Origin of the sequence: Aminobacterium sp. UBA4834 (assembly GCF_002400205.1) — a bacterium.
In the GTDB taxonomy this organism is placed as follows: Bacteria; Synergistota; Synergistia; order Synergistales; family Aminobacteriaceae; genus Aminobacterium; species Aminobacterium mobile.
In genome coordinates this window covers 12,470-34,130 of sequence record NZ_DHFC01000007.1, presented here as the reverse complement: position 1 = coordinate 34,130, position 21,661 = coordinate 12,470, and the positions used below count along the sequence as shown (strand labels likewise).

The window sequence follows — 21,661 nt, the reverse complement described above, 5'->3', positions numbered from 1 at the left end:
GTGAAGTTAAAATATTTGCCACCATCGGAACGTCCCCGAGAAAGACTTTTCCGAAAGGGTGTGTCGGCTCTTTCTCATGTTGAAATTTTAGCAGTATTGCTTCGCACAGGCAGTGGGGGGAAAGATGTCTTAGAACTTTCAGCGGAACTCCTTCATGTTTTTGGAGATATTAAGGGGCTATCTCGTGCTTCTGTTTCGGAGCTCCTTAAAATTCAGGGAATGGGACGAGCCAAAGTAGCAGTCCTTATAGCAGCTTTTGAGCTTGCGAAAAGGTTATTAGCTTGTGATGTGGGAGCCTCTCAGGAACGTAAAGAGTGGGAGAAAGACCTTCATCTTCTATGCCATGCTCTTTCAGGAGAGGATAGGGAGTTCATAATTTCTCTTTTTCTTGATGGAAAAGGAGGCGTGATTTCCCAGGAAAGAGTATCATATGGAGGAATTGATGGAGCCTTTCTTGATGTAAAGTATTTATTTCGACAGGCCGTACGGCTTAATGCAAAAGGGATGGTTATGGTGCATAATCATCCCGGTGGAGTTCTAAAGCCAAGTCGAGAAGATATTCTTTTAACAGAATATGTGGAACAACAACTAGAACTGCTTAGTATTCATTTAGTGGGGCATTTTATAGCAGTGGGAGGGGAATTCGTAAAAGTCCCCTCAAGGCATACCGTATGAAGGTGGGGAGTGTACAAGTGTTTAGATTTCTTTCGGGCGTGTTTGGTACCGATGTGGGCATTGACCTAGGAACTGCCAATATCGTTGTATATGTGAAAGGGAAAGGTATTGTTATCAACGAACCTTCTGCTGTTGCCATTCGTAAAAAGACGAAGGGTGGCGGTAATATTGAAGTCATAGCTGTAGGTGGCGAAGCAAAAGCTATGGCCGGGAAGACTCCTACTGGCGTATATACCATTTGGCCTATGCAGGATGGTGTCATCGCCAATTTTGAAATGACGGAAGAACTTATTCGCCATTGCCTTAGAAAAGCAACGGGCGGGAATATGGTCCTCTCCCACCCCCGGGTCGTTATTTCCGTTCCAGCGGAAGTAACAGAGGTAGAGAGAAAAGCTGTAATAGATGCAACGTTAGGTGCTGGAGCCCGAGAAGCCTATGTTGTGGATGAGCCTGTTGCCGCAGCTCTTGGTGTGGGGCTTCCTATAAAAGAACCTCGAGGAAGTATGATTCTCGACATAGGCGGAGGAACGAGCGAAGTAGCGGTTCTCTCTTTAGGTGGAATAGTGGTGACGAACTCTCTTCGTACGGCGGGGAGAGATATGGATGAGGCTATTATCGCCATGCTTCGTCAAAAATATGCTCTTCTTATTGGCGAGACTACTGCTGAAGAAGTAAAAATCGAGATAGGCTCAACTCTTCCGTTGGAGAGCGAGTTAGAGATGGCTGTGAAGGGCCGGGATCTAGCTGACGGTCTTCCCAAAGCAGATGCAGTGACTTCTTCTGAGGTACGCGAAGCGCTTGAACCCATCGTTCGTCGAATTGAAGATATGGTTAAAGTTGCATTAGAACAGACACCGCCAGAGTTATCTAAAGATATAGTAGACCAAGGCATTATTTTGTCAGGTGGAATTTCTTTGCTGAGAGGGTTATCTCAAAGACTCTCCAAGTCTCTTAGTACGCCAGTTATTGTAGCGGAAGACCCTTTATTTGCTGTTGCACGTGGAGTGGGGAAAATTCTTGAAAATCTTGATGATATGAAGAAGGTTCTTCTCTCTGTAGAAAAAGGAGCTCAATAGCTCCTTTTAGGAGCTTTGACTATGCGGAGGCCTCTAAAAGGTAACAACTTTAGTGGGGAATTAATTCATGGATTAATAGCTATTGCTATAAGCCTCTTGCTTTTGGCTTTTGCCCCTCGTGCAGGAGAGGTATACAGAATCCCAGCAGACGCGGTGGGTAAGTTTCTCTATTATCCTGAATACCCGGCAGTTTTTTTAAATGTTACTTTTAGAAAGCTTTCTCTTTGGTTTACAGAGCGAGCGTCTCTTATTTCCCAAATTCAATCTCTTTCTCGAGAAAACTGGTTATTAAAGGTTGCGGCTGGTCGACGTAAGGTTGCGGAAGAAATTATCGTGTTAGACTCCTCAATAGTGAATACGAGAGTAACATTGCGATCCCCAGAGAACTGGTGGACAGAAATTCGGTTGAACAAAGGACAAGAAAATGGGTTAAAACCAGGGCTTCCAATGCTCCAAGATGGTTATCTTATAGGACGTCTTTCCAGAGTTGAATCAGGGTACTCTTGGGGGGACCTTATTACTTCCCCTTCTCTTCTTATTCCTGTGGTTGTAGACCAAACTCGAGATCTAGGAGTAGTGACAGGAGATGGGCAGGGGAGTGTTTGGCTTCAATATGTCCCTGAAGGTCGTTTTATTGAAAAAGGGATGACAGTGAGTACTGCTCTTGTAAGTGAGAGTCTGCCTCCAGGCCTTCCTATAGGAATGGTTACAGGTGAGACAAGACGTCTTTCCGGAGATGTAGATGCTTATAAAATACAGCCAGGAGGAGATTTTGTTCGTCTTTACACTGTGGAAATACTAACAGAGGAGAAGAAAAAACCGTGATGACCTATTTCATGTCGTGGTATATTCAAGATTTCCTTCGAGTTTTTTCTTCGGGACATTTTCTGGTTCCAGAGATATTTCTTCTTGCACTTCTCTACATCGCTCTTGTAGACGAAGAAAAAGGAGTATTGTCTTTTTGGGTCGGCTTTATTGGAGGACTTTTATGGGATCTTCGATGGCCAGGTGTTCCAGGTCTTTCTTCTGGTGTTTATGTATTTTCAGTTTTGATGGTGCGCTGGGTATGGTTTTCTCTTCCATCCTCTGGCCGAACAGTACCTGTCTTTGGTTTGCTCCTTTGGAGTGGACATTTGCTTATAACTTTTATTCGGCTTCTTATGTGGGGGCTTCGAGAACAAGAGATATTGAAAACATTTGTGGTACAACAGGCGGTTCTTATCCCGATGGTAATGTTAGCCTGTCTTCTATATGTATGGAGGATGAACCAAGACGATGTCTAATGTTCGTGGTGACATCGATAAGAGGCTCCGTATCTGGAGAGTCGTAATGCTCTGCGTCATGGGTGGATTGGTGGTAGCTCTTTATTTTTTTCAGATCATTCACGCAGACACCTATGTAAAGCTTGCGGCAGGAAATAGACTTCGATTTATTCGACTAGCCCCATCGCGAGGGAATATTTTCGATAGAAATGGAGCTCCTCTCGCTATAAACATACGTACATTCGATATTATGGGATATCCCCTTGATTTTGGAAATGAGGATTTGGCTACGTGTACTTCAGCTATTTTTTGTAAACATGGGATTCCTCTTTTGCCAGAAGAAATTACTGCTGCTGTGAAGCGACAATATTGGGCTCCTTATAGAGTTGTACGCATTGTTTCAAATCTTACCTTAACTCAAATGGCTGAACTTTTGGCGGATCCGGAATTCCCTTCTCAACTTTTCCCAGTTCCAGTATGGCGTAGGACCTATCCTTCCGGAGCTCTCACAGCAAATGTGACAGGGTATGTAAGTGAAATAAGTGAAGAAGAACTCCGTGTAAAACGAGAAGGAGATTATGTTGGTGGAGATTTGGTTGGTAAGTCTGGCATAGAATATACATATGAAAATATACTTCGTGGTTCTCCTGGAGTGGAAGCGATAGAGGTAGATGCTCGAGGAAGGCGGATTCAGGAGATAGATTTCAGGCCTCCACAAAAGGGGGAAAACCTCTATCTGACCTTAGACCTTGGTGCACAACGGTTGGCTTCTGACCTTATGAAAGGATTACGAGGTGCGGTAGTTGCTCTTGATGTTCATACCGGAGCAGTGCTCGTTCTTTACACTGCCCCCTCATACGATAACAATCCATTGGCTTGGGGAGTTTCGGCTCGAGAATGGAAATCTCTTCTCAACGACCCAGAACGACCGATGATGGATAGATCTATTGCAGGGGTTTATCCGCCTGCGTCTACTTTTAAATCATTAGTTGCGCTGGCAGCTCTTTCTGAAGGAGAGATAACCGCTAAAACCGCTTACTTCTGTGGAGGAGCTTTTCAGTTAGGGCGTCGCACGTTCCGATGTTGGAAACGAACAGGACATGGAACTTTGAATATGAAGGAAGCATTGAAAAATTCTTGCGATATATTTTTTTATCAGGTAGGCATAAAAGTTGGGATTGACAACCTTACCAAGTGGGGGCAAAAGCTTGGAGTGGGGGAACTTACCGGAATAGACATTCCTGGCGAGCTTTCTGGAAACAGAGCTGGACGTGAGTGGAAAGAAGCGGTCGTGAAAGAGTCGTGGTACAAGGGAGATACTGTAAATTATTCTATTGGACAAGGATATTTGCTTATGACCCCCATCCAGCTTGCTAGAATGTACGCTGTTTTTGCTAATGGAGGGAAGCTCGTAACCCCATATTTAAATGAAAAAAGTGCTGTAGTTCCTAAAGATTTACAGATTTCGAGTAGCTATTTGAAGCTGGTCAACGATGGATTACAAGATGTTGTGAAGCGTGGAACTGGTTGGCGGGCTGGTACTTTTAGTGTGTCAGTAGCAGGTAAAACTGGAACAGCTCAAAATGCCCATGGGGCAGATCATGCCCTTTTTGTAGGGTATGCTCCTGCGGATAAACCTCAGTATGTGGTGGCTGTTGTTGTAGAAGCAGGAGAACATGGTAGTTCTGTAGCAGCCCCCATATCGGGGGAACTTTTGGCTTATCTTGTAGAACGCCAGTCTCAGAGCATACCTCGACAATAAAGGAGGAGGGGGCCATGGAGACTTTTCATACGCCGATACAACTTAAAGGGACAGGAGGAGGTCTGCGTCTTTTTATTCCAGAGGAACTAGCTGAAGAAGAGATTATGTTAGAGCTGGAAAGAATCTCTAAAGAAGCCGGCGCCTTACTGGGGTTACAGGTTATTCTTGATTTCCAGGGGCGCAAGCTTAGTCAGAGTCTTGTCGGGAAAATCGTTACGGACTTTATTTGGGCGCGAAAAGTAGTGGTCTCATCGTGGATTACATATGACGTTGAGAGCCAGAATCTTTTGCGTTCCGTAGGAATATCTATAGGAGAGCCGACAAAAGATTTCTTTCCACGAAAAGGGAAAAATTGTGATACTCTTTTCTTGGTGCGTTCTCTTCGATCCGGTCAGAGAATAGAGCATGGCGGAGATGTAATTATCATAGGGCATGTCAATGATGGTGCAGAAGTTATTGCATCTGGAAATATTTGTATATGGGGACGATTAAAAGGCCTTGCTCATGCAGGTAGCGATGGCGATGAAGGGCAAAGTATAATTGTAGGAGATTTTCAGGCGAAGCAGGTGCGTCTCGGTCATAAAGTTGGGAGTTATCTGGATAGTTCAATGGAATGGTGGGGACGCTCAGTACTAGTTTCATTAGAAAAAGACTCGTTATTTGTGCGGGAATTAAAGATATAACTCACTTTCGGAATGGAGGGATCCCCGTGGAGCCTCGTGTTATTGTTGTAACGTCAGGGAAAGGCGGTGTTGGCAAAACAACAACTACGGCTAATGTCTCTTTTGCGCTGGCGAAGGAGGGCTATAAAGTAGTAGCAGTCGACGCTGATATCGGGCTCAGGAATCTCGATGTTGTCATGGGCTTGGAAAATAGAGTTGTTTATAATTTTATTGATGTGATAGAAGGAACTTGTCGTCTCCCTCAAGCTCTTATTCGGGATAAGAGAGTTGATAATCTCTTCCTTCTTCCTGCTGCTCAGACTCGTACCAAAGATGCCGTCAATCCTGAGCAAATGATAGAACTTTGTAACATGTTAAAAAAAGAAGATTTTGATTTTATTCTCCTTGATAGTCCTGCAGGAATAGAAGGTGGCTTTAAAAATGCAGCGGCTGGGGCTACAGAAGCGTTGGTAGTGACCACTCCAGAGGTCCCTTCTGTTCGTGATGCAGATCGTATTATCGGCCTCCTTGAATCTATGGGGAAAAATCCTATTCGACTTGTTATAAACCGCGTAAAGGCGAATATGGTTCGAGAAGGGGAAATGCTTGACGTACAAGATGTCCTTGATGTACTCGCTGTGGAATTGATAGGCATCGTTCCTGATGACGATAGTGTGGTGAAGTCTGCAAATAGAGGGGAACCTCTCACATATGGAGATTCATCTCCTGCAGCGCAGGCTTTTCGAAATATTGCCAGCAGGCTACTTGGTAATGATGTTCCTTTCATGAAGCTAGAGAGCCAGGAAGGATTAGGATTTTTCTCCGGCCTCAAAAAGTTGTTGGGCTTCTAGGTAGCCGGGAAGAGAGGACGATATGATGGGAATACTGCAAAAGCTGTTTGGCCGGCAAGGCTCAAAGAAAGCTGCAAAAGAGCGGCTTCAAATTGTTTTGATTCATGATCGAACCGATATTTCCCCAATGTTAATGGAGGAGCTGCGGAAAGATATGATCGATGTCCTTTCCAAATATATGGAAATTGATGCGGAGAACATCGAAATGGATCTCGATAAAGCAGATCACTCTGTAGCTTTTGTAGCAAATATACCAGTTGTGCGTATTAAGAGAAGAGCATAAACAAAAGGGTATGGACGACAAAAAATTAACTTTTAAAGAGTTTTGGGAACATGCGGATACATTGCTTTTGGTTTCGGTAGTTATGCTTTTTGTTCTTGGCGTTCTTTCAATATACAGTGCTGAAATGAGCGTAAGTCGTAGGTCTGGGGGCTTTGCTCTTCGACAGATTGTTTGGGGTCTTATTTCTTCTGGTGTTTTCTTTGTAGTAGTCAAAATAGGGTATCGACGTTTACTTCGTTGGGCATACCCTCTTTATTGGTTATCAATAGTCTTGTTGTTGATAGTGCTTCTTATGGGGCTTACGGTGAAAGGTGCACAGAGCTGGTTGAGTGTAGGCCCATTGCGCCTACAACCTGCTGAAGTCGGTAAAATAGCTTTGGCTCTTGTCCTTTCAAAGCACCTTTGTCGCTACCCCCCAACTTCCGCTTCTCGATATATAGGTGGATTGGGGATTGCTGCTATTTCAGGTCTATTGATATTCGTGCAGCCAGATTTAGGGAGTACCATAGTATATGGTCTCATGGTTTTCGTTTCTCTTATTGTGGCTGGAGCGCCTAAACGTTATACTTTAACCCTTTCAGGGTTAGGAATGATGTTGCTCCCTGTAGGATGGTTTTTTTTAAAGGAGTATCAAAAGAAAAGGCTTCTTGTTTTTATAAATCCGGCTTTAGATCCTTTAGGAGCAGGCTATAACGTTATTCAATCACGTATTGCCGTTGGATCTGGGGGGCTGCTGGGGAAGGGTTTTCTTCAAGGTCTCCAGAGCAAATTGCGTTTTTTACCTGAACCTCATACGGATTTTATATTTAGCGTTTATGCAGAAGAGTTTGGATTTATAGGAGCTCTTTTGGTCATAACGCTCTTTTGTCTTGTCTTTTGGAAGATAATCGATGCAGGACTTCGATGTAAAGATATACGTGGAAAGGTTCTCGTTGCAGCTCTTTCTGCATGGATATGGTTTCAAGTTGTTGAAAGTATAGGGATGAGCATGGGCCTTCTTCCCGTAACGGGGCTTCCCCTCCCTTTTTTAAGTTATGGAGGCAGCTCTCTTCTTGCAGTGACAGTGGCCGTAGCTCTTGTTGTAAGTGTATATCTTTCAACAATTAAAGATTATGAATAGATTTCTGCGGGGAGGAATTTTATGAAATTCCCGGAATTTGATGATGAGCTGTGGCCTTTATTGGCCCAGACTTCACGCCCCTCTCGATATGCGGGGTGCGAGTGGGGGCCTGTGGCTCCCAAGAAGGGGGAAAAGGGCGATATTGTGCGATTTTGCCTTGCATTCCCTGATGTTTATGAAATAGGAATGAGTTATGTAGGATTCCAAATTCTTTATAGTCTTCTAAAAAAACAGCCTCTTGCCGACGTAGAACGGGCCTATTGTCCATGGGTGGATATGGAGCACTTGTTGCGTAGCCATAAAATCCCCTTGGGGTCTATCGAGACGGATAGACCTCTTTCTGCTTTTGATGCTGTGGGTTTTACTCTTCAATATGAGTTGAGTTTTACGAATATTTTAACCATGTTGAACTTAGGCGGCGTTCCTTTCTACTCAGAGGAAAGAAAAGAACAAGACCCAATAATTTTTGCTGGAGGGCCGGGGGCTTTAACACCAGAACCCATCGCTCCTTTCATAGACGCTTTTTGTCTTGGAGCGGGGGAAACCTTACTTCCTAAAATGGTGACCGTTCTGTCTGAAACGAAGGGGATGAAACGATCTCAACGTCTTGAGACGTTGGCTCATATAAAAGGAATTTATGTTCCGTCCCTTGTAAATGCCCATCAGGATGGAGATGCTGTCCATTTTTCTTCAGCGTTGTCTCTCCCGATCAAACGCCAAATAGTGGAAGATTTTCGAGGCTCTTTTTATCCAGAGGAACTTATTGTCCCTACAGCTGATGTGGTTCATGATCGAGTTCCCATCGAAATTTTTCGTGGGTGTTCTCGTGGGTGCCGTTTTTGCCAGGCTGGGATTATTTATCGTCCCGTGAGGGAACGGACGGTAGGAGAAATTGTGAATTTGGTTTCTAACTTGACAAACACCTCTGGTTGGGAAGAGGTGGGGCTTATTTCCCTTGCTTCCTGTGATTTTTCTGGCTTAACAGAGCTTCTTCAGAAGATCGAGCCAATAGTCAATGGTAAAGGGATCAAAGTCAGCTTGCCAAGTCTCAGAATGGATAGATTTTCTGTAGATTTAGCGGCTTCTCTTGAGGTCATGCGCCGTGGAGGACTGACTTTTGCTCCTGAAGCAGGAACGCAGAGACTTCGAAATGTTATCAATAAAGGAGTGTCTGAGGAGGATATAGAATACGCCCTTAACGCTGCCTTTAGCCATGGATGGGATCGCGTGAAGCTCTATTTTATGATGGGGTTACCTACCGAAACGGAACAAGATCTCGATGGTATCGTGGATATTGCCCTTCACGCACTTTCCATCGGGAAATCATGGAAGAGAAGAACAAATATAGCAGTGTCTGTAGCAGGTTTTGTCCCGAAAGCCCATACCCCATTCCAGTGGGAACCTCAAAATTCTATAGAAGAACTACGGCAGAAAGGACAATATTTGAAAAGTAAGATCTATAACCGAAGAATCTCTCTTAAATATCATGAGCCGGAACAAAGCTTCTTAGAAGGTGTTTTTGCCCGTGGAGATCGGCGTTTAGCCTCAGTTATTGCTTTAGCATGGGAGAAAGGGGCTCGTTTTGACGGATGGAGTGAGACCTTTTCTCTCCAGCGTTGGTTCGAGGCTTTTGAGGAGAGAGGAATAGATCCTAGCTCCTTTAATTTGCGATCTCGCGAAGAGAAAGAAGGTTTCCCTTGGGACCATATAGATACAGGGGTATCCCGCGATTTCCTTTGGAGGGAACGAGAAAAGGCCATACAAGGTCTTTTAACGCCTGATTGTCGCTGGTCTCATTGTCATGGGTGCGGTTGGCAGTCTTATGGCTGTCAATGGTCGCAGGGAGGCGTTCACTAATGTTCCGGGTGAGAATCACTTACTCAAAACGGGGACGAGGGTGTTTTATCTCTCATATCTCTATGCCTCAAACGCTTTATCGAGCAGGAAGAAGGGCAGGTTTGGATTTTGTCCTTACAGAAGGATTTTCTCCCAGACCAAGAGTGAGCTTAGGCCCAGAGCTTCCGGTGGGGATCATAGCTCTTTCGGAACCTGCTGACATTTGGGTGAGGAATTGGAATGATGACTTTTTAGAAAGCTGGAATAAAACTCTTCCATCTGCTTTCACTATTACAGGTGGTGCTATTTACGAAGGACCTTCCATTAGTAAAAGCTGCAATGCTTCAGGATATCTTATAGGTTTTCGTTCCGAAAACTCATTGCCGAAATTAGTACGCCAGCTGGAGGATCAAGCTTTTTTGCCAGAGAAACTACTCAACTGGACGCTCTGTTCCCCTTTTGTTGAGTGCGTTTTTTCTGACCCCTATAGCTTAGGCCCGGGCGCTTTAATAAAGGAGTTAGAGCGAGTAGGCCTTATACAAGGGTGGGCTGACGTTAAACTTGTACGGACCACTGTGGGAAAATGGAACGAAGGGAACCTTGAACCCCTTGTTTTTCAAAAGAATCCTCCTCGTTTACCAGCTCAATTTATAAGAGGTGAGGGGGTAGTTCAATGACTGATAGAAAGATCGTGGCCAACATCGTCGACCCGGAAGAGATGAGAGTGGCTATTATTGAAAATGGCCGCCTTGTGGATATCTTTATTGAGCGAATGTGGGAGCGACAAAAAACTGGAGAGGTATATAAGGCTAGAGTGGATAGTGTATTGCCTGGAATACATGCGGCTTTTGTAAATCTAGGCGATGGTAGAAATGCCTTTCTTTACTTAAATGATGCCAAGGGACTCGACCTTAAACCGAATATTGAAGTAGTGGTTCAAGTTGTTAAGGCCGCTCGTAAAAATAAAGGAGCTCGAGTTACAGCAAGGATCTCTCTCCCCGGACGATACCTCGTATTTGTTCCTGAGGGGCAGGAGACGGGGGTTTCAAAACGTATTACAGACGAAGAGGAGCGAAAACGTCTTCGCGCCCTCGCCAAGAAGCTGAGAGATGAGGGCAATGGATATGGAGTTATTATTCGTACGGCGGCAGAAGGTGTTGATGAAGAGGTATTAATGCATGAACTTCATAACCTTCAGGATCTTTGGGAGGAAATAAAGCATAACGCTCAGGTACAGTCGGCACCATGCCTTATTTATCGGGATATAGGTCTGGTGGGACGGGTTCTTCGCGACGAGCTTACTGGAGATGTAAGTGAGATTATTATTGATAGCGAAGAAGAGCATGAAAAAGTAAATGATTTCCTTGTGAGGCTTTTGGAAGACAGGGCTCCTGAGGTAGAGCTATATCAGGGGAATACCCCTATTTTTGATTTCTATGGCATAGAGAGAGACCTAGAGACGGCCCTCGATAGGAAAGTGTGGTTAAAATCCGGAGCGTATCTCATCATAGACCATACTGAAGCGCTTACAGTTATAGATGTGAATACAGGGAAATTCGTAGGAGATACGGATCTTCGTCACACAGTCCTTGATACCAACCTGGAGGCGGCAGATGAAATAGCTCGCCAGCTTCGGCTCCGAGCTATCGGTGGCATTGTTGTGATCGACTTTATAGATATGGAATATGAAGAGGATAGACAAAAGCTTCTTAAGCGTCTCGAAGAAGTCTTTCAGAGCGATCGATACCGAGCCAGAATATTTGGAGTTTCCCAGCTTGGCCTCGTAGAGATTACCAGGAAACGGGCTCGTCCCGATGTCCGTTCAGTGATGACCCGAGGTTGTCCCTTTTGTGGTGGATATGGTTGGGTTCTTAAAGAAGATAGCGTCGCTATGCATATCAAGCGCTTTTTACGGAAAGTTGCGCTTTCCAATAAATCAGAAGCCATGCTTCTTGAGGCTCATCCAGCTATTGCCCAATATATAGCAGAAACATATCTTTTTCTTTGGGAGGAAGAGTTTGGGCGAAAGATCTTCATTGCCGGAGCTCCGGAGTTTGCCTGGAGTAAATACAGGTTAGATGTTCAAGGAACGTTGGATCTTGTGGAGCGTAAAGTAGAACAGATGGAGCAGTGGGAGGCAAAAATTCGTGTTTATCGAACGGCTTCGTCTTAAAGGATTTAAAAGTTTTGGAGGAGAGCATGAACTTCTTTTTTCTCCAGGATTCACTGCTATTGTAGGCCCTAATGGCAGTGGCAAGAGTAATATTCTCGATGGGTTGCGCTGGGTCTTAGGAGAAGGGAGCCCTAACCGTCTGAGAATTACCAAACAGAGTGACCTCCTTTTCCAGGGAAGTGCCAGTGTTCCTTCAGCTGGGGAAACTGAGGTTCTTCTCTCTTTGCGAGAAGATCCTCAGATTTGTACTGTTAGAAGAGAGTTCTCCCCAGAAAGTGGAACGACTCTTTCTGTTGATGGGGTGCGTATTCGTCTTCAGGACCTTGATGAGATTAAACGTGAATGGCATCTTGAAGGTGAGCAATTTGCCTTTATTGGTCAGGGAGAAGTAGCTGAAGCCATTCGGCAGAGGCCCCTTCAGCGTCGTACAGTTCTTGAAGCGCTCTTTGGTATTGATCGATATAGAAAAAAAAGAGAGGACGCCAGTCAGAAACTTAAATCGGCTACAGATGAGCTAGCGAGGCTCCAAACTCTTGTTTTGGAACTTACAATGCGTCGAGATGAAATTTTACCTTTAGTATCTATAGCTGAAGAAGCCAGGGGGATTCTCCATGAGCTTGAAGGGCGGCGACGGGATTATTATTTTTCGCGGAGAACTTTTCTTGAGAAAGAGATTGTATCTTTACAACATCATGTAAGCAGCGTAGATAGTCGGAAAGCTCAAGCCATAGAGTGGGAAACTCTATGGGAATATGGTCTCCGTTTTTACCAATCGAAAATAGCGGGATTGAAACAAAATAGCCGATCTCTTGGCGAAACTCTCATTGCGTTGGATTCTCAGAGAGACTCTCTTCATCGGCAATGTTTTGCTGTGGGACTTTCTGTTAAGGGAGCTCGCGAAAAACTATGCTCTCTGGCTGAAGATACTAAAATATTAGAGGGGAATCTCAAAGAGGTACGAGGCGAAACTGCAGTTACGAAAAAAGCGTATGTCTCGTTTTGTAATGAGCTAAAAGAAAAAGAAGGGGTTATTTCATCTATTTCTGAAGAATTTTCCCAACTGCGCACATCTCTCCATGAGGAAAGAAAACGACGTCAGAAATGCAGAGAAGAAGTGGCTCGTTTGGAAATGGAGAAAAATCGTATAGACGCACGTCTTAAGGCTAGAAAAGCTGCCTTGGAAGGGAGTCTTCGAGAGCGTGATGAGGCAGAAAAAAAGTTGCAAGAGCTTATGAAAGACTCGGAACATAAGCAACACGAGCTTTTGGATCTCCAGGCCCAGAGAGAAGGAACCTCCGCTCTCCATGCAGAGGCATACGCCTCTTGCCAGCAGTTAGCCTCTTCTGTAACTTTTGCAAAAAAGAATGTAACCCAACTGGAAAATCAGCTGGAAACTCTTTATGAAAACACGGAACAACGACTTTATCCCGAGCCAGTTCGTGTTGTATTAGCGGCGGGGAAACTAGGAAAATTAAATATAAAGGCTACTCTTGTGGCTGATGCTTTTACGTGTTCCAGTGAATTGGCGTTGCCTCTGGAAGCGTATCTTGGTGGCCGACAGTTCTGGTTGTTGGTTTCAACTCTGGAGGAGGCTCGCGAAGGCATAGAACTTGTAAAGGAACGAAAAGCAGGCCGTGTGACCTTTTTGCCGCTAGAACGATGTTATCCCCGCACACCTGACCGTAATTTTCATCTCTCTGATAAAGGAATTGTAGGATGGGCCGTAGACTTGCTCTCTATAAAAGAACGATGGGACCCGGCAGTGCGGCACCTCCTTGGAGATCTTCTTATAATAGAATCATATGATGTGGGTGTCCAATTAGCCCGTATAGGCGCTTCTTTCCCCATAGTGACTCTTGATGGAGATGTCTTTACTGTCGCAGGAAGTGTGAGCGGTGGTAAATTCCGTCGTTCTGGAGGTGCTATTGAACGGCGCCTTCTTATAGATGAACTGAACAATCATCTCGAAAAGGAACGTCTTGCTCTTAAAAATTTTTCTTCTGAATTACGGGAAGCGGAAAAACGGGAACAAGAAGTTGCTTTTCATAAAACAGGACTTTGCGAGCAGGAGCAAGAAATAGAGAAGGAATTGTCAATACTTATAGCCCGGAAAGACAGCCTCTTCAAAGAAGCGCAACGTTTGAAGAGGGAAGAAGACGCATTTAAAAAAGAGGCAGAACAGGATGTAACGTTGACGGAGCAAATAATCCTTCACTCTGAGGAACTGGAAAAAACGATCCTGGATTTTGGTGATTTGCCAGATGAAGCAGATCTGGAACATAAGCTTTCCTCAGCCCAGGCCGAAGCCGCTATAACGAGGGAAAAAGTTCGAGCCCATCACGTCCTTGTAGAACGGATGGATTCGGAGGTGCGGCGCATGGAGCGAACGCTCCTCGATTTGACACAGGAACGGGAGAAGGTATCAGGGGATCTTTTGGTAAATCTTGACAGACTTCAATCTCTTGGAAAAGAGTCGTACCATGTGTGGTCTCGTCGGGGGAATGCGCTAAAAGAAGAGAAGAGAGTGCAAGACGACCTGGTTGTTATAAATAACAAGATAACTTTTTTGGTACAGCGTCACGCAGATGCCGTACAGTTTCGCCAAAATTGTGAAGAACAGCTACGTGATTGCCGTCGGCAGCTTGACAACGTAGAGGGAGAACTCACTCAGATTACCTCTTTGTGGGAAGAAAACTACCCCTATCCAGGGCCTCTTTCTCTTCCTGACGATTTGAGAGACGAAGGATTAGCGGGTGTTAAACGACTAGAGAAGAAACTACGGGAATTGGGAGAGTATGATCTCGGCGTCCTTTCTGAACATGAATCTCTCAATGCGCGGCTTGCCTTTCTTTCTGAACAAATGAAGGATGTACGCGCTGGAATAAAGGAATTGCAGGAAATGATCCAAGATACAGACAGGCGTGTGGGACAAGTGTTTGGAGAGGCTCTTGTCAATACCGATAAGCGATTCAATGCTCTTTTCCAACGACTCTTTGGTGGAGGCGAAGCTCATCTTCAAATGGAAGAGGGCCTCTCCCTATGGGAAGCCGGGGTTGATATTTATGCTAGACCACCTGGGAAAAAACTACAGAACCTAACGCAGCTTTCTGGGGGGGAACAATCTTTATCGGCGATAGCCCTCCTTTTTGCTACTATGGAAGTGGCTGCTGTCCCTCTCGCAATTTTGGATGAAGTAGATGCCGCTTTGGATGAATATAATTTGCTTCGATTTGTAGATCTTGTTACAGATTATGCAGCGTATATACAGATATTGGCTATGACCCACCGGAGGAGCACTATGGAACGAGCTGATGTCCTTTATGGTGTTACTATGTCGGAACCTGGCCTTTCAAAAGTTATAGGAGTGAGTCTGGACGAATGGAAGGAATAAAAGCAACCTGTGATAATGTCCTTTATGGGGCCTTAAAAGCGTGGCAGCCGGTAGATGGTCCTCGGGTAACGGTGGATACTATTCTATTAGCCTCTTTTGCTCAGGCGAGAAGAAGAGATAACCTCATTGAACTAGGGAGTGCTACGGGTGTCATATCATTGCTTTTGGCCCTTCGTCTTCCTCAAAGCGTACGTATAGAGGGACTTGAGATACAGAAAGAACTTGTTGATTTAGCCAAACGCAACGCTCTTGAAAACGAATTGGAGGAGCGTGTGCATTTTTCTCTTGGAGATCTTCGGGAAGTAAAAAAGATGTATGCGCCTCAGTCTTTTGACGTGGTGGTCACTAACCCCCCTTACGACGAACCAGCGCGGAGCCGATGGACAAAATCATTCAGTGATGCGACTGCTCGGCAGGGACTTTATTGTTCGTTACTCGATTTAGTGCGGGCGTCTCGGTTTCTCTTAAAGAATCGAGGTCATCTCTATATGATATTTCGAGCTCAACGGGCAGCAGAGCTATTGTGGAGTCTTACCCAGAATAATATACTTCCGAAGCGAATTCGTCTGGTTCATCCCCGTCCAGATAAAAAAGCATCTATGATTCTGGTGGATGCGGTGCGGTCTGCCGGGACTGGTGTGACTATAGAACCGCCCCTTTTCATATATGATGAACAGGGGCATTTCACTCCAGATTTATTAGCGGCGTACCGTTTGCCGGAAGGGAGGGCATAATGCCTCTTTTTGTAGTTCCTACTCCCATAGGAAACCTAGGAGATATAACAATCCGGGCCATTCGAGTACTTCGAGAAGCGGATATTATTGCTTGTGAGGATACTCGGAAAACAGCCATACTCCTTCAACATTATCACATACGAGTCCCTACGATTTCTTATTATGCCCATAATGAATATAAAAGGGGAGAACAACTGTTAGAACGACTTCGTAAAGGGGAACAAGTCGCCCTTGTTGCCGATGCAGGCACGCCTGGCATTTCGGATCCCGGAGCCATTCTGATTCGTGCAGCATTGTCCGAAAATATACTGGTGGATGTTTTGCCAGGTCCGACAGCGTTTGTTCCAGCCCTTATTCAATCAGGATTAGGGCCTCATCCTTTTACTTTTTATGGTTTTTTACCAGATAAAGCAGGAGAAAGGCAGAAAGAGCTGGCTCTTTTGAAAGATCATCCTTTCCCTATTATTATCTATCTTTCCCCTCATAAAGCTCAGAAACATTTGCGAGATATATTAAAATTTTTTGGAGATCGCCCAGCAGCTTTAGTTCGGGAAATCAGCAAAATATATCAAGAAGCCCGGAGATCCTCTCTCTCTCTCCTTCTAAAAGGTATAGAGGAAGAGGGGGTTCGTGGAGAACTTGTCCTTATAGTAGATAGGGCTCTATCCGCGCCACTTGATGAAAGTATATGGCAGGGAAAGGCCCTTGACATGTTGCGCGATGGCATTACATCGAAAGAAGTTGTAGAATTTATAATTCAACATTACTCAGTATCGAAAAATACAGTCAAAGATTGGCTGATTCATAGGGGACAGGACTAAATTGAAAGAAGGAGGAGAAATTATGTCTGAGAAAAGCTTTTATATCACGACTCCCATTTATTATGTTAACGATATCCCCCATATAGGACACGCCTATACAACTATAGCTGCTGATGTTATGGCTCGATATCGACGAATGACGGGCTATGATGTTTTCTTCTGTACGGGAACTGACGAGCATGGTCAGAAAATCCAGCAAAGCGCTGAAAAGAAGGGGCTGACGGCGAAAGAACTGGCAGATAAAACCATGGAAAACTTCCGCAAGCTTTGGGAAGTGCTGAATATTTCAAACGATGACTTTATCCGAACGACAGAGAAACGCCATGAAGTTGTGGTTCAGGCCATATTTAAAAAACTTATGGAACAAGGGGATATTTATAAGGGGACATATGAAGGATGGTATTGTATTCCTTGCGAAACATATGTTCCAGAAAGCAGCATGGGAGAAGATAAGACATGTCCAGACTGTGGGCGTCCTCTTCAGAAAATGGAGGAGGAAAGCTACTTTTTCAGGGCATCAAAATATGCTGATCAGCTTTTAGATTACTATGAGAAAAATCTAAAAGCTATTATGCCTAAAAGCCGGTATAACGAGATAGTCAGTTTTATCAAAAGTGGCCTCCGGGACCAATCTGTTTCTCGCACTACTATCAAGTGGGGCATCCCTCTCCCAGGCGATGAAAAACATGTAGTTTATGTATGGTTTGATGCGTTGATTAACTATCTAACGGCATGTGGTTATATGTCTGATCCTCAAAAACTGGAGAAATATTGGCCCCATGTCCATCACCTTGTTGGAAAAGACATTATTCGATTTCATTGTGTTATTTGGCCCATTATGCTCATTGCGTTGGGGTTGAATCCTCCTGTCTCTGTTTTTGCTCATGGATGGTGGACTGTTGAAGGCGAAAAAATGTCGAAGTCGAAAGGGAATGTTGTGGATCCCTTTGAAATGGTGAAGTGTTATGGCGTGGACCCCTTCCGCTATTTCCTTCTTAGGGAAGTAACGTTTGGTCTTGACGGTGATTTCTCCGAGCAGGCTATGGTACAGCGTATTAATTCAGATTTGGCCAATGACCTTGGGAATTTACTCAATCGAACTCTTCAAATGGTCAAAAACTTTAGAAATGGCGTCATTCCTTCCTATACGTCTTTTAATGCCATGGATGAAGATATAAAGGAGTGTATCGTATCTACCTTTGCTCAAGTAGAGGAACATATGTCTAATTTTGCCTATGATGAAGCTCTAAAAAGCATCTGGGGCCTCATTCGACAAGGGAACAAATATATTGATGAGACTATGCCTTGGAAGCTCGGCAAAGAGGGACCTGAGGAGAGATTAGACACAGTGTTGTTCGTTCTCGCAGAGATTTTGCGAGCTACGGGCTTACTTATCACTCCTGTTATGCCTTATGCTGCTCAAAGACTATGGCAGCAAATGGGGCTTCCTGGAAAGCCAGAAGATCACAGCATTTGTGGTTACGTTTTTGGAGAATTCCCGGCAGGGACTAAAACAGCGAAAGGGGACGTTCTCTTCCCGCGTATTGACTTGGAGAAGTGGAAGAAAGAAAAGGCAGAGCGGGAGGAGAAAAAAAACTCCATGCCCGACCCAGGTAACCATGAAGAACAAATTTTAATTGATGATTTTGCAAAAGTAGAACTGAGAGTAGGGCAAATAGTAGAAGTTGAGGATATCCCTAAAGCGAGAAAGCTATATAAACTTTTAGTCGATCTCGGCTATGAAAAGCGTACTATCGTTTCCGGAATAAAGGAACATTTTACAAAGGAAGAGCTCCTTGGGAAGAGGATCGTTGTAGTGGTGAACCTTAAGCCCGTTAAACTTTGCGGTGTCGAGAGCAGAGGAATGCTTTTGGCTTCAGGCCCCGCCGATAAATCTACGTTGGCTTTGTTGACCCCTGACAAAAATATTCCCTTGGGATGTCGAGTTAGCTAAACGGGAGATAAATGTTTGTATCGGGTTTCTTCTCCTGGAAGAGACCCGATATTTTTTGAATAAGGTGTGGTAGACGTGTCATATTTTGTTGATACTCATTGTCATTTAAATTCAGAGGATTATAAAGAGGATCTCTCTCTCGTAGTCGATAGAGCGGTGGAATCAGGCCTTCGACGCATGCTTGTGGTAGGTGGCGACATTCCCTCTAGCAAAGAGGCTGTACATCTAGCAGAAAAATACAGCGCACAGGGCCTTTTTGCTGCTATTGGTGTCCATCCCCATGATGCGAGTACTATCTCATGGGGCATACCGGAAGAGTTGAAAAGTCTTGCTTGTCACCCGCGAGTATTAGCTATTGGGGAAAGCGGTCTGGATTATTTCTACGATTACTCTCCACGAAATATTCAGCAACAGGTGCTTTTATGGCACATTCAGTGGGCCAAGGAAGTGGACAAACCTCTTATCCTTCATGTAAGAGATGCCTTTCAAGATCTCTTCGCCACTCTGGATCGAAGTGGGAACTCCTTTTTCAAAGGTGTTATACACTGTTTTTCTGGAAATATGGAGGATGGAAAACGAGCATTGGATATGGGGTTTTATCTTTCTTTTGCAGGCCCTGTAACGTATAAAAGAAATCATATTTTAAGAGAAGTTGCAGCATCCATGCCTCTAGATAGACTGTTGTGCGAAACAGATGCCCCCTGGCTTGCCCCCCAGCATCATCGGGGAAAAAGGAATGAGCCATCTTTCGTTACTGAGGTATACGATGTAGTGGCCGAGGTTAGGGGAATAAGTGTGGAAGAACTGAAAAGGGTAGTCTGGCGCAATGCCTATTCTCTCTTTCAATGGGAGGATCAATAAATGTTTACATTTCGAGTACTCGCACAATGCCCGGAAACAGGAGCGAGGGCAGGAGAATTTGAAACCCCCCATGGGGTTATTCGTACCCCTGTTTTTATGCCTGTAGGGACTCAGGCAACTGTAAAAGCTATGGCTCCCTTTGAATTAGAAGCCATAAAAGCGCAAATTATTTTATCTAATACGTACCATCTCTATCTTCGCCCTGGGGCAGATATTGTGGAGGAAGCAGGTGGGCTCCATCGTTTTATGGATTGGCATCACCCTATCTTAACTGATAGTGGCGGATTCCAGGTTTTTTCCCTTGCCACCCTGAATAAAGTGACAGATGAAGGCGTTATTTGCCAATCCCATCTCGACGGAAGTCGCCATGTCATGAATCCCGAATGGTCTATGGGTGTGCAACAGAAGCTGGGAAGCGATATAGCCATGTGTTTCGATCAGTGCCTTCACTATCCTTGTACTCGTGAGGAAGCAGAAGCTGCTTTAGCTCGCACGACTCGATGGGCTTATCGTTCTAAAGAAGCCCATCATAGGGTAGATCAAGCTCTTTTTGGCATTGTCCAGGGATCAGTTTATGAAGATTTACGCCGTCAATCTGTGCGAGAGATTACAGCATTGGATTTCCCGGGATATGGCATAGGAGGGCTTTCAGTGGGAGAACCCCATCACGTCATGTATCAAATGCTTGATGTACTGAAGACAGAAATGCCCGTTAATAAACCTCGTTATCTCATGGGAGTGGGCCATCCTTCCAATCTAGTAGAAGGAGTAGCCAGAGGAGTGGACATGTTTGACTGTGTCTTGCCAACCCGTAATGGCCGTACAGGAACTGTATTTGTTTCTACAGGGAAAATAAACATTAAGAATCAGATCTATGCTCGAGATTTTTCTCCTATTGATCCTCACTGCGACTGTTATGTTTGTCGTCACTTTACTAAGGCATATTTACGCCATCTTTACAAGGCAGGAGAAATATTAGCGGCTCGTTTATGTAGTTGGCATAATCTGAGATTCCTTATACGTCTCATGGAACAGATGAGGGAGTCTATTCTCAACGGAAGCTTCCCAGAATTCAGACAACATTTTAATGAAGTTTTCCATGGAGAAGGTGACGAAAATGAAAACTAAAGTCTATTCTGTAGATCGTTGGAATCCTGAGCCTGACATTATAAGTGAGGCTGGGGAAGCTATTCGAGATGGGGCACTTGTCGCTTTCCCTACAGAAACTGTCTATGGCCTTGGTGCTAATGGGCTTGATGATAAGGCTGTTCGAAAAATTTTTGCTGCTAAAGGAAGACCGGTAGATAATCCATTAATTCTTCACTTCGCTTTGCCGGAAGATGTGGAACAGGTTGCTTATGTAGATGAAAGGGCGAAACTCTTGATGGATATTTTTTGGCCAGGTCCTTTAACGCTCGTATTACCAGTTAAGTCTATAGTGCCTCCTTCTGTTACAGCAGGATTGGGAACTGTAGCGGTTCGTATGCCCTCCCATCCTGTAGCTATGGCTTTTATTAAAGCTGCGGGAGTGCCTATCGCTGCTCCAAGTGCCAATAAAAGCGGGCGCCCCAGCCCAACAGAAGCTTCCTCTGTATTAGCCGATTTGGGAGATGCTGTAGATATTATTCTGGATGGTGGAGCTACGGATGTAGGACTTGAATCTACTGTTATAGATGTAACTGATAAAGTCGTAGTATTGCTACGTGCCGGGGGGATGCCTGTAGAGCGCATAGAAGAGGTAGTTGGGAGAGTGGTACTTCTTCCAGGTGAAGAGAAGAAAAAACGTTCTCCTGGAACGAGATATCGGCACTATGCTCCTTTGATTCCTCTTTATCTCTGGAAGGATGACTGCGATTGGCTTCGTACTGAAGTGGCAGGGAAGAGGATAGGGTATATAGGGATGAAAGAACCGTTACATCCAGTAGAAGAAAAGATCCTTTTTAAAACTCCGGAGTATTATGCCCACGGCCTTTTCTCTGCATTTCGTGTGTTAGAAGGAAGGAACATCGACATTATAATAGCTGAGTGGCCAGAAGAAGCAGGCATAGGATTGGCTTTGCGAGATCGGCTGAGTCGAGCCGCAGGCCTTGGGAAATAAAGATTAGGCTTGCCAAAGGAGCCTTGCCTTGCTACAATTACCGTCGTGATGATAAAAGCCGGGGTGGCGAAATTGGTATACGCGCTAGATTCAGGTTCTAGT

General features: G+C 44.7%; 19 protein-coding genes. All 19 read left to right on the top strand.

From position 1 onward, the window contains the following. The 19 genes from radC to B3L97_RS02905 all read left to right on the top strand — a co-directional run bounded on the left by radC (window position 1) and on the right by B3L97_RS02905 (window position 21,559). Window positions 1-675 carry a RadC family protein gene (gene radC, locus B3L97_RS02995; protein WP_286933841.1) on the top strand — a complete coding sequence of 225 codons (675 nt, stop codon included), beginning with the start codon at window positions 1-3 and terminating at the stop codon, window positions 673-675. Beyond that, complete coding sequence (locus B3L97_RS02990; protein ID WP_286933840.1) at window positions 672-1,751, top strand: rod shape-determining protein; 1,080 nt, start codon at window positions 672-674, stop codon at window positions 1,749-1,751. Before radC ends, B3L97_RS02990 begins: the two co-directional genes overlap by 4 nt. Window positions 1,752-1,772: 21 nt before the next feature. Next, the gene (gene mreC / locus B3L97_RS02985; RefSeq protein ID WP_286933835.1) at window positions 1,773-2,576 is read left to right on the top strand and encodes a rod shape-determining protein MreC; all 804 of its coding nucleotides are present in this window, start codon (window positions 1,773-1,775) and stop codon (window positions 2,574-2,576) included. Further along, the gene (locus B3L97_RS02980) at window positions 2,573-3,034 is read left to right on the top strand and encodes a hypothetical protein (protein ID WP_286933827.1); all 462 of its coding nucleotides are present in this window, start codon (window positions 2,573-2,575) and stop codon (window positions 3,032-3,034) included. Before mreC ends, B3L97_RS02980 begins: the two co-directional genes overlap by 4 nt. Then, window positions 3,027-4,775 (top strand): penicillin-binding protein 2, encoded by a 1,749-nt coding sequence (mrdA, locus tag B3L97_RS02975; RefSeq protein ID WP_286933824.1) that lies wholly within the window; start codon window positions 3,027-3,029, stop codon window positions 4,773-4,775. Before B3L97_RS02980 ends, mrdA begins: the two co-directional genes overlap by 8 nt. A gap of 14 nt (window positions 4,776-4,789) precedes the next feature. After that, window positions 4,790-5,458, top strand: a complete 669-nt coding sequence (gene minC, locus B3L97_RS02970) for a septum site-determining protein MinC (RefSeq protein WP_286845861.1) — start codon at window positions 4,790-4,792, stop codon at window positions 5,456-5,458. A gap of 26 nt (window positions 5,459-5,484) precedes the next feature. Then, window positions 5,485-6,288 carry a septum site-determining protein MinD gene (gene minD, locus B3L97_RS02965; RefSeq protein ID WP_024822590.1) on the top strand — a complete coding sequence of 268 codons (804 nt, stop codon included), beginning with the start codon at window positions 5,485-5,487 and terminating at the stop codon, window positions 6,286-6,288. A gap of 25 nt (window positions 6,289-6,313) precedes the next feature. After that, a complete protein-coding gene (gene minE, locus B3L97_RS02960) occupies window positions 6,314-6,571 on the top strand; it encodes a cell division topological specificity factor MinE (RefSeq protein WP_034326862.1) in 258 nt (85 codons plus the stop codon). 10 nt (window positions 6,572-6,581) lie between these two features. Further along, window positions 6,582-7,691 (top strand): rod shape-determining protein RodA, encoded by a 1,110-nt coding sequence (gene rodA, locus B3L97_RS02955; RefSeq protein WP_286845859.1) that lies wholly within the window; start codon window positions 6,582-6,584, stop codon window positions 7,689-7,691. A gap of 21 nt (window positions 7,692-7,712) precedes the next feature. Continuing rightward, a complete protein-coding gene (locus B3L97_RS02950; RefSeq protein WP_286845857.1) occupies window positions 7,713-9,548 on the top strand; it encodes a TIGR03960 family B12-binding radical SAM protein in 1,836 nt (611 codons plus the stop codon). Beyond that, window positions 9,548-10,204 (top strand): TIGR03936 family radical SAM-associated protein, encoded by a 657-nt coding sequence (locus B3L97_RS02945; RefSeq protein WP_286845855.1) that lies wholly within the window; start codon window positions 9,548-9,550, stop codon window positions 10,202-10,204. Before B3L97_RS02950 ends, B3L97_RS02945 begins: the two co-directional genes overlap by 1 nt. Beyond that, window positions 10,201-11,700, top strand: a complete 1,500-nt coding sequence (locus B3L97_RS02940; RefSeq protein ID WP_286933821.1) for an Rne/Rng family ribonuclease — start codon at window positions 10,201-10,203, stop codon at window positions 11,698-11,700. Before B3L97_RS02945 ends, B3L97_RS02940 begins: the two co-directional genes overlap by 4 nt. Next, window positions 11,675-15,091, top strand: coding sequence for a chromosome segregation protein SMC (smc, locus tag B3L97_RS02935; RefSeq protein ID WP_286933815.1), 3,417 nt, complete (start codon window positions 11,675-11,677; stop codon window positions 15,089-15,091). Before B3L97_RS02940 ends, smc begins: the two co-directional genes overlap by 26 nt. Beyond that, window positions 15,079-15,825, top strand: a complete 747-nt coding sequence (locus B3L97_RS02930; RefSeq protein ID WP_286933813.1) for a tRNA1(Val) (adenine(37)-N6)-methyltransferase — start codon at window positions 15,079-15,081, stop codon at window positions 15,823-15,825. Before smc ends, B3L97_RS02930 begins: the two co-directional genes overlap by 13 nt. Beyond that, window positions 15,825-16,646 carry a 16S rRNA (cytidine(1402)-2'-O)-methyltransferase gene (gene rsmI / locus B3L97_RS02925; RefSeq protein WP_286933812.1) on the top strand — a complete coding sequence of 274 codons (822 nt, stop codon included), beginning with the start codon at window positions 15,825-15,827 and terminating at the stop codon, window positions 16,644-16,646. Before B3L97_RS02930 ends, rsmI begins: the two co-directional genes overlap by 1 nt. A 22-nt stretch (window positions 16,647-16,668) precedes the next feature. Further along, the gene (gene metG, locus B3L97_RS02920; protein WP_286933810.1) at window positions 16,669-18,600 is read left to right on the top strand and encodes a methionine--tRNA ligase; all 1,932 of its coding nucleotides are present in this window, start codon (window positions 16,669-16,671) and stop codon (window positions 18,598-18,600) included. A 75-nt stretch (window positions 18,601-18,675) separates the two neighbouring features. After that, window positions 18,676-19,461 carry a TatD family hydrolase gene (locus tag B3L97_RS02915; RefSeq protein ID WP_286933804.1) on the top strand — a complete coding sequence of 262 codons (786 nt, stop codon included), beginning with the start codon at window positions 18,676-18,678 and terminating at the stop codon, window positions 19,459-19,461. After that, entirely contained in the window at window positions 19,462-20,589 is a 1,128-nt protein-coding gene (gene tgt / locus B3L97_RS02910; RefSeq protein ID WP_286845842.1) for a tRNA guanosine(34) transglycosylase Tgt, read from the top strand. It abuts the gene before it with no gap. Next, window positions 20,579-21,559: an L-threonylcarbamoyladenylate synthase gene (locus B3L97_RS02905; protein ID WP_286933800.1), complete on the top strand. Its 981-nt coding sequence runs from the start codon at window positions 20,579-20,581 to the stop codon at window positions 21,557-21,559. Before tgt ends, B3L97_RS02905 begins: the two co-directional genes overlap by 11 nt. Window positions 21,560-21,661: the final 102 nt, after the last annotated feature.

Coding starts and splice junctions, on each gene's coding strand:
- B3L97_RS02990 (WP_286933840.1), top strand. CDS start 672: ATGAAGGTGGGGAGTGTACAAGTGTTTAGATTTCTTTCGGGCGTGTTT.
- mreC (WP_286933835.1), top strand. CDS start 1,773: ATGCGGAGGCCTCTAAAAGGTAACAACTTTAGTGGGGAATTAATTCAT.
- mrdA (WP_286933824.1), top strand. CDS start 3,027: ATGTCTAATGTTCGTGGTGACATCGATAAGAGGCTCCGTATCTGGAGA.
- minC (WP_286845861.1), top strand. CDS start 4,790: ATGGAGACTTTTCATACGCCGATACAACTTAAAGGGACAGGAGGAGGT.
- minE (WP_034326862.1), top strand. CDS start 6,314: ATGGGAATACTGCAAAAGCTGTTTGGCCGGCAAGGCTCAAAGAAAGCT.
- rodA (WP_286845859.1), top strand. CDS start 6,582: ATGGACGACAAAAAATTAACTTTTAAAGAGTTTTGGGAACATGCGGAT.
- B3L97_RS02950 (WP_286845857.1), top strand. CDS start 7,713: ATGAAATTCCCGGAATTTGATGATGAGCTGTGGCCTTTATTGGCCCAG.
- B3L97_RS02945 (WP_286845855.1), top strand. CDS start 9,548: ATGTTCCGGGTGAGAATCACTTACTCAAAACGGGGACGAGGGTGTTTT.
- B3L97_RS02940 (WP_286933821.1), top strand. CDS start 10,201: ATGACTGATAGAAAGATCGTGGCCAACATCGTCGACCCGGAAGAGATG.
- B3L97_RS02930 (WP_286933813.1), top strand. CDS start 15,079: ATGGAAGGAATAAAAGCAACCTGTGATAATGTCCTTTATGGGGCCTTA.
- rsmI (WP_286933812.1), top strand. CDS start 15,825: ATGCCTCTTTTTGTAGTTCCTACTCCCATAGGAAACCTAGGAGATATA.
- metG (WP_286933810.1), top strand. CDS start 16,669: ATGTCTGAGAAAAGCTTTTATATCACGACTCCCATTTATTATGTTAAC.
- tgt (WP_286845842.1), top strand. CDS start 19,462: ATGTTTACATTTCGAGTACTCGCACAATGCCCGGAAACAGGAGCGAGG.
- B3L97_RS02905 (WP_286933800.1), top strand. CDS start 20,579: ATGAAAACTAAAGTCTATTCTGTAGATCGTTGGAATCCTGAGCCTGAC.